The following is a 15,044-nucleotide window of genomic DNA, read 5'->3' as shown; positions in this document are numbered from 1 at the left end:
ATGTTACAGACCGTTGACGGCCGGGATGACCTTCGTCCCGTACGCGTCGATGGTGGCCTCCTGCGCGTCGTGCATGTCGTACACCGCGAACTGGTCCACGCCCAGCGCACGCAGCGCGTTCAGCTTCTCGATGTGCCGCTCGGCCGTGCCGATCAGGCAGAACCGGTCGACGATCTCGTCGGGCACGAACCTGGTGTCGGGGTTGTCGCTGCGGCCGTGGTGCGAGTAGTCGTAGCCCTCACGGGCCTTGATGTATTCGGTGAGTTCGTCGGGTACGGCGGCGGAGTGCTCCCCGTACTTGGAGACGAGGTCGGCGACGTGGTTGCCGACCATGCCGCCGAACCAGCGGCACTGTTCGCGGGCGTGGGCGAGCGCCTCGGGTGAGTCGTCCGCCGTGATGTAGGCGGGCGCCGCCACGCAGATCTTGACCTCGGACGGGTCACGGCCCGCGCCGGCGGCCGCGTCCTTCACGGCCTTGACCATGTACTCGGTGAGGTACAGATCGGCGAGCTGGAGGATGAACCCGTCTGCCTCCTCGCCGGTCATCTTCAGCGCCTTGGGTCCGTACGCGGCCATCCAGACCGGGAGTTCGGCACCCGGCCTGACCCAGGGGAACTTGATGAGGGTGCCGCCGAGGTCGGCCTCGTCGCCACGGGCGAGGGCACGGATGACCTTCATGGCACCGCTGATCCGGGCCAGCGTGTTGGGCTTGCGGCCGGCGACGCGCATCGCCGAGTCACCGCGTCCGATGCCGCACACCGTGCGGTTGCCGTACATGTCGTTGAGCGTCGCGAAGGTGGAGGCGGTGACCTCCCAGGTGCGGGTGCCCGGGTTGGTGACCATCGGGCCGACCGTCAACTTCTCGGTGTTCGCGAGGATCTGACTGTAGATCACGAAGGGTTCCTGCCAGAGCACGGCGGAGTCGAAGGTCCAGCCGTACGTGAATCCGTTGCTTTCCGCCCGCTTCATCAGGTCGATGACGCGGGAGGCAGGGGGGTCTGTCTGCAGGACGAGTCCGAAGTCCATGGCGCCGCTCCTGGTCGCTCAGAGAAGGTACTGACAGGTGGAGCGGGGGGTGTAGACGCCGTGGCCCGCGCGTCCGGTGAACTCCCGCTCGGTGATGACGAGTTCGCCGCGCGAGAGCACCGTCTCGACCCGGCCGGTGACGCGCCTGCCCTCGTACGCCGAGTAGTCGACGTTCATGTGGTGGGTCTCCACCGACAGGACCTGCTCGGCGTGCGGGTCGTAGATGACGATGTCGGCGTCGGCGCCCGGCGCGATGGTGCCCTTCTTCGGGTACAGGCCGAACATCCGGGCCGGGGTCGCGCAGGCGATCTCGATCCAGCGGCGGCGCGAGATGTGCCCGTCGACGACTGCCTGGTGGAGCAGGTCCATCCGGTTCTCGACACCCGGGAGGCCGTTGGGGATCTTCGAGAAGTCGCCGCGGCCGAGCTCCTTCTGGCCCACGAAGCAGAAGGGGCAGTGGTCGGTGGAGACGACCTGGAGGTCGTTCGTACGCAGTCCGCGCCACAGGGCGGCCTGGTGCTCCTTGGGCCGAAGCGGCGTACTGCACACGTACTTCGCGCCCTCGAAGTCGGGCTCGGCCAGGTTGTCCGTGGACAGGAACAGGTACTGCGGACAGGTCTCGCCGAAGACGTTCAGGCCCTGATCGCGCGCCCGTGCCAGCTCGGCGACCGCCTCCTGCGCCGAGACGTGCACGACGTACAGGGGCGCCCCGGCCACCTGCGCGAGTTTGATGGCACGGTGGGTGGCCTCGGCCTCCAGCAGCGCCTTCCGCACTTCGCCGTGGAAGCGGGGGTCGGTCTCGCCACGGGACAGCGCCTGCTCCACGAGCACATCGATCGCGATGCCGTTCTCCGCGTGCATCATGATCAGACCGCCGTTCTCGGCGGAGCGCTGCATGGCGCGCAGGATCTGGCCGTCGTCGCTGTAGAAGACGCCGGGGTAGGCCATGAACTGCTTGAAGGAGGTGACGCCCTCCTCCACCAGGAGGTCCATCTCCTTGAGCGTCTCCTGGTTGACGTCGGAGACGATCATGTGGAAGGCGTAGTCGATGGCGCACTTGCCGTCCGCCTTGGCGTTCCAGGCGTCGAGGCCCTCGCGCAGGGAGTGGCCCACGCTCTGCACCGCGAAGTCGATGATGGTGGTGGTGCCGCCCCAGGCCGCGGCCCGGGTGCCCGTCTCGAAGGTGTCGGAGGCGAAGGTGCCGCCGAAGGGCAGCTCCATGTGGGTGTGCGCGTCGACGCCGCCCGGGATGACGTACTTGCCGGTGGCGTCGATGGTCCGCTCGGCCGTCCACGCGTCGGCCGCCGGGGTGCCGGTGGCGGCGAGAGCGGCGATGCGGCCGTCCTCGATCAGGACGTCGGCATGGATCTCGTCGGACGCGGTGACGACGAGGCCACCACGGATGACGGTACGGCTCATGCTCCCTCTCCTTCCGGTCGTACGTGCACTGGGAGAACACCGAAGCCGCTGAAAGCTGAGGTCGACGCTGTTCCCTGGTAGAGCAATGGGTCCCGCGGGCCCGACCCCCCGTGAGCCGGGCCCGCGGAGTTCGAGGCGGCTACGGAGCCGTCAGCGGCCCGTACGCCCCCGGAGCGCGGTCCCGGTAGAACTGCCACCGGTCGCGCACCTCGCGGAGCTTGGCCAGATCCAGGTCCCGGACGACGAGCTCCGTCTCCTTGTCGCCGGCCACCTCGCCGACGAACTGGGCTTCCGGGTCCACGAAGTACGAGGTCCCGTAGAAGTCGTTGTCGCCGTACTCCTCGACGCCCACCCGGTTGATCGCGCCCACGAAGTACTCGTTGGCGACGGCCGCGGCCGGCTGCTCCAGCTGCCACAGGTAGCCGGACAGTCCGCGCGAGGTGGCCGAGGGGTTGAAGACGATCTCGGCGCCCGCCAGGCCCAGCGCCCGCCATCCCTCCGGGAAGTGCCGGTCGTAGCAGATGTAGACACCGATCTTCCCGACGGCGGTGTCGAAGACGGGCCAGCCGGAGTTGCCCGGCCGGAAGTAGAACTTCTCCCAGAATCCCTGCACTTGGGGGATGTGGGTCTTGCGGTACTTGCCCAGGTACGAGCCGTCGGCGTCGATCACCGCCGCGGTGTTGTACAGGACGCCGGGCTGCTCCTCCTCGTACATCGGCAGCACGAGGACGATGCCCAGTTCCCTGGCCAGCGCCTGGAAACGCCGGACGATCGGGCCTTCGGGGATCTGCTCGGCGTACTCGTAGAACGCCTTGTCCTGGACCTGGCAGAAGTACGGCCCGTAGAACAGTTCCTGGAAACACAGGACTTGGGCGCCCTGCGCGGCCGCGTCGCGGGCCGCCTGCTCGTGGACCTGGATCATCGACTCCTTGTCGCCGGTCCACGCGGCCTGGAAGACGGCGGCTCGGATCACTCTGCTCATCGGGACCTCCGGTCGCTCGGTGTGCTGGGGCGGGCGTCGAAAGTGCCGTCGTCCGCCCCAGGAGCCTAGGAAGTACTGGAGCCGGGTTTGAGGTGCACCGTGTCACGTCTGAAGCGCTCTGCCGTTCCACGGTGTCACCTCCTCGTAGTCCCATGTTTCAGCTGAGTCGTGCGGCGTTTCATCGTTGTTGCGCATCGTGCGCGAGGAGCGCGATGTGTACGGACGCGGCCTGTTCGAAGTCGTCGAGGTCGACGCCGAGACTGGCCTCTATCACCTCGAGACGGCGGTACAGCGCCGGCCTGCTGACGTGATGGAGCTGCGCGGTGCGGGACTTGTTGCGGCCTGTCGCGAGGTACGTCCGCAGCACGGGCAGCAGCTCCTGATCGGCGTCGGCGCCGCACAGCAGCCCGTCCAGCTCCCGCTCGGCGAAGGACTGCACGTTCGGGTCGTCACGCAGCAGCCGTACCAGACCGCGCAGATGGACGTCACGGAGCCGCAGAAGCACGGGCTGTTCCTGGTCGGCGGGCGCGTCGGCGGCCGCCTCGACGACGTGCAGTGCCTCGCGCAGGCCCGCGGGGACGTCGTCCCATGCCGTACGGGGGGACGCGGCGGCCACCGTCGTGGGGGCGCCGCTCTCGTGCCGCAGCCGTAGGGCGAAGTGCGTGGCCAGCGCCTCCGCGTCTTGGTCCCGGGCCAGGCTGAGCAGCACGGCGGTGACTCCGTCCGCGAGCTCGGCGACCAGGCCCAAAAGCCCCAACAACCGCAGCACACGGTCGAGTTCAGCCGGATCGCCGTCCCGCACCACCAACGGCACGAACGCACGCCGGTTGACGGGCAGCCCGGCCGCCCGCGCCCGCGGCAACAGCTGCCGGGCCGGTACGACACCGCTCACCAGGTCGGTCAGCAGGCTCTGCGCGGCCTGCTCCTCCCAGGTGTGCGCGGAGCCGGCAAGCAGCCGGTGCAGGACGAGGGCCTCGGCCGCCCGGTCGGCGAGCAGTCGCCCGGTGGCCGCGTCGCCGCGGTACCCGCACAGCACGATGCGGCCCCAGCGCTCCCCTCGGCCGCCCAGCTCGGCCCTGATCCACCCGTCGCCCTCACTGCCGCCCGCCTGCCGGGAGATGCGCTCCCAGTCACGCAACACGTCGTCCACGGCCGACCGCTCCCCCGCCGTGGCGAGGACACGGTGAGCCAGGTTGGTGACGACGACGGGACAGGCGGCGTGCCCGGCGATCTCGTCGAGCATGCGCTGCAGCGGAGCGCCCGAGGTGATGAGCCCGGTCAGCGCCGTCCGTACGGCCTCGGAGAGACTCACGGCCGCGAACTTGCTGCTGACCAGCCGGGACTGAACCTCCTCCGTCAACTCTGCGAAGGGGAAGGGCCGATGGAGCACCACCATCGGCAGCCCGCACCGCTCGGCCGCCCTGCGCATCACGTCCGGAGGCGTGGGGAAGGCCCGGCCGAGCCCGAGGACGACGGCCGCGGCCTCCGCGCGGTGCAGCGAACGGATGTACTCGGCCTGTGCCTCCACGTCGCCGGCGAGCAACACCCCGGTGGTGAGCACCATTTCGCCGCCCGTGAGCATCACACCGACGTCGGCGGCCTCGGCGACATGCACCCAGCGAACGGCGCGGTCGAGATGGCTCGCCCCGGCCACCACCTCGGGCTCTCCGGCGAGCACCCGGTCCATGTTAAGGACCTGGCGTACCGAAAGCGCGGGTTCCAAGGCGGTGGTCATGGGCGACGTTCCCTTGCTCAGTCCTACGGGGTGATACACCTCAGCGCGCGCTCCAGGATCGCCGCGCCCTCCTCCGCCTCCGCGACGGTGAGGGTCAGCGGCGGCGCGATGCGCAGCACGCTGGTGTTGTGACCGCCGCCCTTGCCGATCAACAGGCCTTCGTCCCGGGCCGCTTCGAGCACGGCCGCGGCTCCTTCCGGATGAGCCTCGTCCGTGCCTGGCTTGACCAGCTCGACGCCGATCATCAGCCCACGGCCGCGGACCTCCCGTACGCCGTCCACGTGCGCGGTGATCGCCCGCAGCCGCTCGATGAGCAGACCGCCGACGCGCCGGGCGTTGCCCTGGAGGTCGTGTTCGAGGAGGTACGTGAGGTTCGCGAGACCCGCCGCCATCGTGACCGGCGAGCCGCCGAAGGTCGAGATGGAGTTGGAGTCGAGGCAGTTCATGATCTCGGCGCGCGCCACGACACCGCCGACGGACATGCCGTTGCCGATGCCCTTGGCGAAGGTGAGCATGTCCGGCGGGCCGGCCTCGGCGTGCGCCTGCCAGCCCCAGAAGTGCTCGCCCGTACGCCCCCAGCCGGTCTGCACCTCGTCGGCGATCCAGAGGATGCCGCGCTGCTGCAGAACCTCGCGGAAGGCCGCGAACAGACCGTCGGGCGGCGCCGTGAAACCGCCGACGCCCTGCACGGGTTCGGCGATCAGGGCCGCGGGCGGGCGCACATGACCGAGCAGGTCCTCCAGGTCGGCGACGCAGGCCGCGATGAACTCGGCGTCGCTGAGATGGGCGTAGGGACCGCGGGTGCGGACGCCGCCGTGGACGTACAGCGTCTGGAGCGGTGAGAGCGAGGTCGGCGACCAGCCCTTGTTGCCGGTGATGCCGACGGTGGTGAACGAGCGGCCGTGGTAGCTGTTGCGCATCGCCAGGATCTGGTTGCTCTGCCGGTAGGCGGTGGCGAGCAGCAGGGCCGTGTCGTTGGCCTCCGTGCCGGAGGTGGTGAAGAAGACCCGCGCGTCCGGGATGCCGGACAACTGGGCGATGCGCTCGGCGAGTTCGACCATCGGCCGGTTGAGATAGAGGGTCGAGGAGTGGATGATCCGCCCGGCCTGCTCGCTCACGGCCTTCGTCACCTCGGGCAGCGCGTGCGCCGTCATGGTGGTGAGGATGCCGCCGAAGAAGTCGAGGTACCGCTTGCCCTTTGCGTCCCAGACGTGCCGGCCCTCGCCGTGGGTGATCTCGATCGGGTCCTCGTAGTAGAGGGCGAGCCACTCGGGCAGCACGGCCTTGTGGCGCGCGTACAGGTCGGTCACGGCTGCACCAGCCCCTCGTAGGCGTCGGGACGCCGGTCGCGGTAGAACGCCCACTGTTGGCGCACTTCCTGGATCAGGTCGAAGTCGAGGTCGCGGACGATGAGTTCCTCCGCCTTGTCGCTCGCCGTCTCGCCGACGAACTGGCCGCGCGGGTCGACGAAGTACGAGGTCCCGTAGAAGTCGTTGTCGCCGTACTCCTCTTCGCCGACCCGGTTGATCGCGGCGATGAAGTACTCGTTGGCGACGGCCGCGGCGGGCTGTTCCAGCTGCCAGAGGTGGGAGGAGAGGCCGCGGGAGGTCGCCGACGGGTTGTAGACGAGCTGGGCGCCGTTGAGACCGAGCTGACGCCAGCCTTCGGGGAAATGCCGGTCGTAACAGATGTAGACGCCGACGCGGCCCACCGCGGTGTCGAAGACGGGCCAGCCCAGGTTCCCCGGTTTGAAGTAGTACTTCTCCCAGAATCCCTTGACCTGGGGGATGTGGTGCTTGCGGTACTTGCCGAGATAGGTGCCGTCGGCGTCGATCACGGCTGCGGTGTTGAAGTAGAAGCCGGACTGCTCGACCTCGAACACGGGCACGACGATGACCATGCCGGTCTCGCGGGCGAGCTCCTTCATGCGAGTGACCGTGGGCCCGTCCGGCACGGGCTCCGCCCAGGCGTAGTGCTCGGGCTCCTGGACCTGGCAGAAGTAGGGGGCGTTGAAGACTTCCTGGAAGCCGATGATCTTGGCGCCCTGCCGGGCCGCCTCGCGGGCGTGCTCCTCGTGCTTGGCGACCATGGATGCGGTGTCGCCGGTCCAGGTGGCCTGGACGAGAGCGGCGCGTACGACGTTGGCCATGAGCTGCTCCTTCGACAGGGATGTCAGAGAGCTTCTACGCCCGTAGACAAAGGCGGTAGAGGCTCGAAAGTAAGCCCACTGAACAGCCTTGCCAAGACCATCGTCGTTAACCCGCTGAGTCGATCACGTTTCGCACCTCTTGTGGGTGAGCGCGGGGGACCCCGCCGGACCGGTCAGGTGGTGAACCCGGCGACCCGGAGGGCGTGCATGAGATCCCAGTGGCGCTCCTCGGAAACACCCTTCGCGGCCTCCAGAAGGAGCGGCACCAGCCGCTGCGGGTCCGCTTCCGCGCTGCGGGCCGTCTCCTCGGGGGTGCGCATCCGTACGTACGCGCCGAGGAGCGCGCGGGCCTCCCGGTGGCGGCCGTCCTCCGCGAGGCCCAGTACGGCGGCCCCGATCTCCGGCGCGGGGCGGGCGACGCCCTGCCGCAGCAACTGCTGCCCGTCGGCCGTGCGGCCCGCGGCGACGAGCGCGTCCGCGGCGGCGACCAGCCGGTCGGCGGGGAGCGAGGCGGCCTCCCAGAGCAGGGTGGCCCAGTCGGCGTCGAGGCCCGCGCGGTGCAGTTCGGCGGCGAGCAGCGGGAAGCGGGGGGCCGGCCAGTACGCGGCCTCCACGAGCAGGGCGTGCGCCTCACCGCTGCGGCCCTCCCTGCGGAATCGGACCAGCGCTCCCACGGTCTCGACGGTGTCCCGCCGGGCATCGTCGTCCAGCGGGACCCGCTTCGGCTGCGCCGCTTCGCTCTCCGTGGCGGCTCCGGCGAAGCGGGCCCCGCGGGGGGTACGGCCGCCTTTCGCGGCCGGGGTGAGCGCCACTGTCTCGGGGGCGCCCGAGGGAGCCGTCTCCGCCTCGGGCTCCGTCATTCCGGCGAAGCGGGCGCTGCCTCGGGTCCGGCGCTTCGAGCGTTGCTTGGTGGTGGGGGCCGTGCGGTCCTCGGCCGGGGGCTGGGAGCCGTCTGACTCTGCGCCGGGCGCGCGGATGCCCTCGGGTTGCGCGTCGGGGGCGTGCATGCCGTCGCGGTGCGGGTCGGCGGCGTGCATGCCGTCGCGGTGCGCCGCAGCAGGGCGGGAGCCGTCGTCTCGGTGGGCGGTGGGTGCGTACCCGCTTTCGCGCCGGCCGTGCGCGCCGGGGCCGGAGCCCTCGGCGGCGTAGGCACCTTCACGCTGGGCGTGCGAGGCGTACTGCGGGACGTACCCGTCCGGATACGCACCGGCAGCGGTGTTCGAGGTGGGGCGTGCGGCGCCCGGGGAGGGCGCCCCAGGGATCGCCCAGTCGTCCGGCATCCTGTCGTCCGGCATCCCCGCGTCCGGTATCCCTGCGTCAGGCATCGCGCCGTCCGTGGACGGCGACCGCGGTTCCGTCTGCTCGGGGGCCCTCGCGCGGCGGCGGGCCGCTCGGCCAGGTCCGAGTCCCCCGCGGCTCGCCTCGGACGGCTGGTCCCCACCGCCTTGCCCGGCGGCGGCCCCGTCGGGCGGCTCCGCCCCGTCCTCCGGCTCCCACAGGCCGAGGTTCGGCGCGCTCCGGGAGTGTGGCTGGAGACCACTCCGGTCGACGTCCTCCATGCGGCGGCGGATCTCCGCGCAGCGGGCGGTCGCCCGCTCGTGGTCGTCATGGGCCCAGGCGAGGTCGAGGCGGATCGAGTCGGCCTCTTCCGGCGAGGCGGCCGAGCGGAGCAGCCGGCCCAGCTCCGCCTGGCGCTCCGCGGCGTAGCGCTGTTCACGGAGGACGATGTCGAGACGGTCACCGAGGGCGTCGCGGCCGCCCGGCCGGGCGTCGTACGCGGCGAGGGAGGCACCGTGCAGGGCGCGGGCCCGCTCGGCCTCCCGGGCGGCGGCGCGGTCACCGTACTCAGCCGCGACGTCCTGGAGGAGCGCCTCCACGACGTCCCAGGGCGGCACCTCCCACCCGCCCAGGCAGGCCCGCATACCGTCGGGATCACGCTGCCAGAACACTCCGCACCAGCCACCGCCCTGGTCGAGCCGTTCCATCAGCGTGTTCAGAAACCTTGCGAACTCCCCCACCTGAACCGGGAGTTGTTCCACAGCCATCACACAACTCCCGCGAGAATGGAGTGCTCTGATCCGTAGAAAACACCCTCCGTGTTACGGAACGGCTACGAGCAGTTTTCGGACCGGCCGCAGACTCCTGTGATCCCCAACGGAGTTGGGACGATTCCCACGGAGTTGCCGTGATCCGGCGGGGAGTCGGAGTGCCGCCACAGACCGGACGGCGGCCAATCCCGGTTCACATCACGGCCAACAGCGCACACTCCCCCGCGAGGTCGTCCATGGACAGCCCGAGCGCCCGCGCGAGCGCCGCCACGGTGAAGAAGGCCGGGGTGGGCGCCCGCCCGGTCTCGATCTTGCGCAGGGTCTCGGCGGAGATCCCGGCGTGTGCGGCGACCTGAGCCATGCTCCGGCCGCCGCGGGCTTCACGCAGTAGTCGCCCGAGCCGCTCGCCGCGTTCGCGCTCTTCGGGGGTCAGGGGGTTACGGACCATGACGGCATTCTAATACCGGTATAGTAATTGGCATGGTGGAACTGAAGACGGACACATCGATCGACGAGATGTACGAGGCCGGCCAGGTCGTGGGCCGAGCCCTGACGGCAGTACGGGAGGCCGCCGACGTGGGGGTCTCACTCCTGGAACTGGACGAGATCGCGCACCAGATCCTGCGCGACGCGGGCGCGAGCTCTCCCTTCCTCGGCTACCGCCCCTCGTTCGCGACCACCCCGTTCCCCGCGGTCATCTGCGCCTCCGTGAACAACGCGATCGTGCACGGCATCCCGACCGGCTACCGGCTGCGCGACGGCGACCTCGTCTCCATGGACTTCGGTGCCGAACTGGGCGGCTGGGTGGGCGACTCGGCGCTCAGCTTCACCGTCGGGACACCGCGCGCCGCCGACGTACGCCTCATCGAGGCAGCCGAGCGCGCCCTCGCCGCGGGCATCGCGGCCGCCGTGGTCGGCAACCGCATCGGAGACATCGCGCACGCCATCGGCACGGTGTGCCGCACCGCGGGGTACGGCATCCCGCAGGGGTTCGGCGGGCACGGCATCGGCCGCCATATGCACGAGGACCCGTCCGTCCCGAACGAGGGCCGCCCCGGCCGCGGTTTCCCGCTCCGCCACGGCATGGTCATCGCCATCGAGCCCATGCTCATCGGCGGCGGCACCGACGGCTACCACGAGGCCCCCGACGGCTGGACCCTCCGCACGAACGACGGCTCCCGCGCGGCCCACGCGGAACACACCGTGGCGATCACGGACGCGGGCCCGCGAATCCTGACGGCCCGCTGATCCCGGTACCGATGTGCGGCGGTGAAGCGGCCGACCGTACCCGCGCGTCCCCTCGGAGCGGGACGACCGTACCCGGTGGGGCGGGCGGCGAGGCCGTCCGCCCCACCCGCCGCTACGGCGCCGGCCGCACCACCATCGCCGAACCGCCGCCCCGCCGAACCGTCTCCGCCGCCGCGAGCCACCGCCCGTCGGGCAGCCGCTGCACGCCCGTCGCCGCGCCGATCTCGGGGTTCTGCCGGAAGGCCTGTCCGACGGACTCCAGCTGAGCCTTCAACGGACTGTTCCACAGGCCCGGTTCGAGCTCGGTGGTGGTCTGGTTGCGCTGGCTCGCGCGCGGCGCCGCGATCGCGTCCACCAGCGGGAGACCCCGGTCCAGGACGCCCGTCAAGGTCTGCAGCACGGTCGTGATGATGGTCGCGCCGCCCGGCGAACCGAGCGCCACGACCGGCTTGTTGTGCTGGTCGAGGACGATCGTCGGCGAGATCGACGAACGCGGCCGCTTGCCGGGACCGGGCAGGTTCGGGTCGGGCACGGCCGGGCTCGCCGGAGTGAAGGAGAAGTCCGTCAGCTCGTTGTTGAGGATGAACCCGCGACCCGGGACCGTGATGCCGCTGCCGCCGGTCTGCTCGATGGTCAGGGTGTACGCGACGACGTTGCCCCACTTGTCGGCCACCGTCAGGTGCGTGGTGTTCTCGCCCTCGTACGTCGTCGGAGCCGCCGATCCGGCCGTCGAGCAGGCCGCAGGGTTCCGCGGGTCACCCGGCGCGAGCGGGCTCGTCAGTGTCGCGTCATCCTTGATCAGGCACGCGCGCGAGTCGGCGTACTGCTGCGACAGCAGTTCCTTCGTCGGTACGTCCTCGAAGGCGGGGTCGCCCACCCAGCGCCCCCGGTCCGCGAACGCGATCCGGCTCGCCTCGATGTAGCGGTGCAGGTACTCCGCCTCGCTCGCCTTCGAAAGGTCGGTCTTCTCAAGGATGTTGAGCGCCTCGCCGACCGTGGTGCCGCCCGAGGAGGACGGGGCGATCGAGTAGACGTTCAGACCTCGGTACGAGGTCTTCGTGGGCGCCTGCCGCTTGGCCTCGTACGTCGCGAGGTCGTCGAGGGACAGCTCGCCGGGGCGGGCGTTGTAGCCGGAACTCGGGTCAACCGGCGGGTTGTTCACCGTGTCGACGATCTCCTGGCCGAGGTCGCCGTCGTAGATCGCGTCGACGCCCTTCGTGCCCAACTCCTGATAGGTACGGGCGAGATCGGGATTTTTGAAGGTCGAGCCGACCACCGGGAGCGAGCCGCCGGGGAGGAACAGCTCCGCGGTGTCGGGGAAGTTCTTGAAGCGGGCCTGGTTGGACTCGGTCTGCGAGCGGAAGGTGGCGTCGACGGTGAAGCCGTCGTGTGCGAGGCGCTCGGCGGGCTCGAGCACGGTGCTCAGCCGCTTGCTGCCCCAGCTCTCCAGCGCCGTCTGCCAGGTCGCGGGCGTGCCCGGCGTGCCCACACCCAGCCCACTGGTGACCGCGTCGGCGAAGGGGATCGGCTGCCCGTTCTCCAGGAACAGCCCGGAGTCGGCCGTCAGCGGCGCGGTCTCCCGGCCGTCGATGGTCTGCACCTTGCGGGACTTGGCGTCGTAGTAGACGAAGTAGCCGCCCCCACCGATGCCCGACGAGTAGGGCTCGGTGACACCGAGGGCCGCCGCGGTGGCGACCGCCGCGTCGACCGCGTTGCCGCCCTTCTTCAGGACCTCGATCCCGGCGGCGGAGGCGTCCGCGTCGACACTGGCCACCGCACCGCCGTAACCGACGGCGACCGGCACCTTCTCGGCGACGGCCGTTCCGCCGACGGCGGAAGGCGGCGCCGCCGCGCCGACCGACACCACCACGGCCGAAACCGCCAACACCGCCAGATTCCGCGCAACAGGGCGACGCATCCGTACCTCCAGTCAACAACTTTCCGCGCAGCGTAACTTCAGCGCGGTGCTCACGTCAGGACCCCCTCGAACACCGTTGCGCATTCCCGCTAGCATGCGCGCCCATGACTGACGACGTGCGCAACATCGTCCTGGGCGTGCTCGCCGCCGGCATCAGCGCCGCACTCGGCTGGCTGGCACGGACCTATTTGTGGAAGCGGAAGCTCCGCCGCAAGCAGGCCTTCTTCGGGCTGCCGGCCAACTCCGAGTCGCTGCTGGTGGTCAACCGCGACGCGGGCAGCGCCGACCTCGCGGTGCACCGCTACGACGTGTTCGCGCTCCTGGAACTCGCCGCGCTCATCAAGGACTGCGGCGCGCACGCCGACGTGATCACCCAGGACGCGGCCCGGCAGGGTTTCGGGGAGCGCACGGAGTTCTGCGTCGGCGGCCCGGGGTCGAACCGGCGCATGGCGGCCCATATGCAGGCCATGCTGCCCGGGGTCCGCGTGAACACCGACCCCGAACCGGTCCCCGACCGGCTGGCGTTCCAGGTCGGCAGTGAGCGCTACCGCATGGAGCAGGGCGTGACCGAGTACGTGCTGCTCGCCCGGCTCACGGCCGGGCAACCCGGCCCGGCCCGGCCCGTCTTCCTGTTCTGCGGCCAGCGCGCTATCACCAACCAGGCGGCCTCCCGCTATCTGGTCCGCAACCACGAACGGCTGGCGCGCAAGCACGGCAACGACTCCTTCGTCCTCCTCCTGAAGGTCGTCAACTCCCAGGCGTACGGCCCTGATGTCGTCGAGCTGGTCGCGGATGTGACGCGCGCGGCGCGGGCCCCGCTGCCGGAGGCGACGGCGGCACGGAACTCCCACCGCGCCTCCTAGGTTTCATGCTTCCACGGGCAGACGCCCGACTGCAGACCACCTGGCGACCGGTGATACCGGACGGGACACGCGCTCGTCCCGGCTGGCGGGAGAGCAGTCGCCAGGCGCGCTTCCCACGGCGTCAAACCCGCCACCGCGAGGTAGGGAGGAATCTCCCCCGTTCAGTTCGCGGGGAAGAGAGCCTCAAAATCGAGCACAACCCGTCCGGCACGCAGCTGACCTTCTCCTGGCCGGGGCACGACCCTTCGTATGTGTCGGTGCCTCTGCGCAAGCAGTGATCTCCGGCTGCTGCCGGGCGGGTTGAGGGCCCGTGAGCTGCTGCTCCCCTACAACCTCGGGGCTGTGGGGGGACCCCCACCCGGCAGCAGCGTCCCTGGTTCGGCCGGTGCCACATTCACGGCCTCGGTCTTGGGACTGCGCTGCTCCCGCCGGAACACCCATGGGGCGAACCAGCTGAGCAGCATGCACATCCCGATGCAGATCGGTGAGATCACCATCACCGCGGGGATGAACGGCAAATCGTAGTCCAGGTTCGACGCGATGAGCTGGTCGGCGTGCAGAAACTCTTCGTAGGTGATCAGCCGGCCGAGCAAGGTGCCCGTCACTGCCACCACCGACTGGCTGATGACGGTGGCCGGCATGGACCGTACGGCCTGGGGCACCAGGACGTACGACATGACCTGGGTCTTGCGCGTGCCGAGCAGTTCGGTGACGCTGAACGCCCCCGGCAGGCTGCCCTCCTTGCCGCAGGCCACGGCCGTGGCGGTCGGTGCCGTAAGCGCCGCGAGGGCGCGGCACGCACGTGGGTTACGGATCATGCGGTGCGTTCCCCCGCTCAGTGCTTGAGGATCTTGGAGAGGAAGTCCTTGGCGCGCTCGCTGCGCGGGGCGGTGAAGAACTCCTCCGGTGTCCGGTCTTCGACGATGCGGCCGTCGGACATGAAGACGACGCGGTTGGCGGCGGAGCGGGCGAAGCCCATCTCGTGGGTGACGACGACCATCGTCATGCCGTCGCGCGCGAGCTGCTGCATGACCTCAAGCACTTCGTTGATCATCTCGGGGTCGAGCGCCGAGGTCGGCTCGTCGAAGAGAAGGGCTTTGGGATCCATGGCGAGGGCGCGGGCGATCGCCACGCGCTGCTGCTGCCCGCCGGAGAGTTGTGCCGGGTACTTCGAAGCCTGCGAGGCGAGGCCCACGCGGTCCAGGAGTTCGCGGGAGCGCTTGTCGGCCTCCTGTCGCTTGCGGCCGCGGACCTTGATCTGGGCGAGCGAGACGTTGTCGAGGACCGTCTTGTGGGCGAAGAGGTTGAAGGACTGGAAGACCATGCCCACCTCGGCGCGGAGCTGGGCGAGCGCCTTGCCCTCATCCGGAAGCGGCTTGCCGTCGAGCTTGATCGTCCCCGACGCGATGGCCTCCAGTCGGTTGATCGCCCTGCACAATGTCGATTTGCCCGACCCCGACGGGCCGATGACGACGACCACCTCCCCCTTTCCGACGGTGAGGTTGATGTCCTGAAGGACATGCAACTCCCCGAAGTACTTGTTCACGTCGTGCAGCTCGATCAACGGATCGACAGCCATGCCCGGCCCTACCCACTCTCAGCTGTGTCGCAGTTGCCGCAAACTATCCGGGCAAGAATGGACTTATTGCGCGACAC

The 15,044-nt window shown here is 70.1% G+C and carries 12 protein-coding genes and 1 pseudogene; 2 read left to right on the top strand and 11 right to left on the bottom strand.

The window, feature by feature from the left end:
• Nucleotides 1–3: 3 nt before the first annotated feature.
• The 8 genes from ACFYPC_RS04370 to ACFYPC_RS04335 form a co-directional block, all read right to left on the bottom strand.
• Entirely contained in the window at nt 4–1,026 is a 1,023-nt protein-coding gene (locus ACFYPC_RS04370; protein WP_388670538.1) for a TIGR03842 family LLM class F420-dependent oxidoreductase, read from the bottom strand.
• Between the two features lie 18 nt (nt 1,027–1,044).
• Nucleotides 1,045–2,445 (bottom strand): dihydropyrimidinase, encoded by a 1,401-nt coding sequence (gene hydA, locus ACFYPC_RS04365; protein ID WP_388670535.1) that lies wholly within the window; start codon nt 2,443–2,445, stop codon nt 1,045–1,047.
• Nucleotides 2,446–2,584: 139 nt separating this feature from the next.
• Entirely contained in the window at nt 2,585–3,427 is an 843-nt protein-coding gene (locus ACFYPC_RS04360) for a nitrilase-related carbon-nitrogen hydrolase (RefSeq protein ID WP_388670532.1), read from the bottom strand.
• A gap of 178 nt (nt 3,428–3,605) precedes the next feature.
• Nucleotides 3,606–5,162, bottom strand: a complete 1,557-nt coding sequence (locus tag ACFYPC_RS04355; protein WP_388670529.1) for a PucR family transcriptional regulator — start codon at nt 5,160–5,162, stop codon at nt 3,606–3,608.
• Nucleotides 5,163–5,185: 23 nt separating this feature from the next.
• A complete protein-coding gene (locus ACFYPC_RS04350) occupies nt 5,186–6,472 on the bottom strand; it encodes an aspartate aminotransferase family protein (RefSeq protein ID WP_388670526.1) in 1,287 nt (428 codons plus the stop codon).
• Nucleotides 6,469–7,311 carry a nitrilase-related carbon-nitrogen hydrolase gene (locus ACFYPC_RS04345; protein WP_388670523.1) on the bottom strand — a complete coding sequence of 281 codons (843 nt, stop codon included), beginning with the start codon at nt 7,309–7,311 and terminating at the stop codon, nt 6,469–6,471. The genes ACFYPC_RS04350 and ACFYPC_RS04345 overlap by 4 nt, the downstream gene beginning before the upstream one ends.
• A 173-nt stretch (nt 7,312–7,484) precedes the next feature.
• Nucleotides 7,485–9,356, bottom strand: a complete 1,872-nt coding sequence (locus ACFYPC_RS04340; protein WP_388670520.1) for a hypothetical protein — start codon at nt 9,354–9,356, stop codon at nt 7,485–7,487.
• A gap of 196 nt (nt 9,357–9,552) precedes the next feature.
• Nucleotides 9,553–9,807, bottom strand: a complete 255-nt coding sequence (locus ACFYPC_RS04335) for a helix-turn-helix domain-containing protein (RefSeq protein WP_388670518.1) — start codon at nt 9,805–9,807, stop codon at nt 9,553–9,555.
• A 32-nt stretch (nt 9,808–9,839) separates the two neighbouring features.
• On the opposite strand from ACFYPC_RS04335, the gene map reads away from it, so the two are divergent.
• Nucleotides 9,840–10,607 (top strand): type I methionyl aminopeptidase, encoded by a 768-nt coding sequence (gene map / locus ACFYPC_RS04330; RefSeq protein WP_388670515.1) that lies wholly within the window; start codon nt 9,840–9,842, stop codon nt 10,605–10,607.
• A 112-nt stretch (nt 10,608–10,719) separates the two neighbouring features.
• Here map and ggt read toward each other — a convergent pair whose 3' ends face one another.
• Nucleotides 10,720–12,525 (bottom strand): gamma-glutamyltransferase, encoded by a 1,806-nt coding sequence (ggt, locus tag ACFYPC_RS04325; RefSeq protein WP_388670512.1) that lies wholly within the window; start codon nt 12,523–12,525, stop codon nt 10,720–10,722.
• A 104-nt stretch (nt 12,526–12,629) separates the two neighbouring features.
• Here ggt and ACFYPC_RS04320 point away from each other — a divergent pair, with 104 nt between their 5' ends.
• A complete protein-coding gene (locus ACFYPC_RS04320) occupies nt 12,630–13,388 on the top strand; it encodes a hypothetical protein (protein WP_388670509.1) in 759 nt (252 codons plus the stop codon).
• A 326-nt stretch (nt 13,389–13,714) separates the two neighbouring features.
• Here the strand turns inward: ACFYPC_RS04320 and ACFYPC_RS04315 are convergent.
• Nucleotides 13,715–14,089: pseudogene (locus ACFYPC_RS04315) on the bottom strand (amino acid ABC transporter permease); the annotation flags it as partial.
• A gap of 134 nt (nt 14,090–14,223) precedes the next feature.
• Nucleotides 14,224–14,967, bottom strand: a complete 744-nt coding sequence (locus ACFYPC_RS04310) for an amino acid ABC transporter ATP-binding protein (protein ID WP_388670506.1) — start codon at nt 14,965–14,967, stop codon at nt 14,224–14,226.
• Between the last annotated feature and the right edge of the window lie 77 nt (nt 14,968–15,044).

This window comes from Streptomyces sp. NPDC005808, assembly GCF_042871385.1.
In the GTDB taxonomy this organism is placed as follows: Bacteria; Actinomycetota; Actinomycetes; order Streptomycetales; family Streptomycetaceae; genus Streptomyces.
This window is presented reverse-complemented; position numbering and strand designations above follow the sequence as displayed.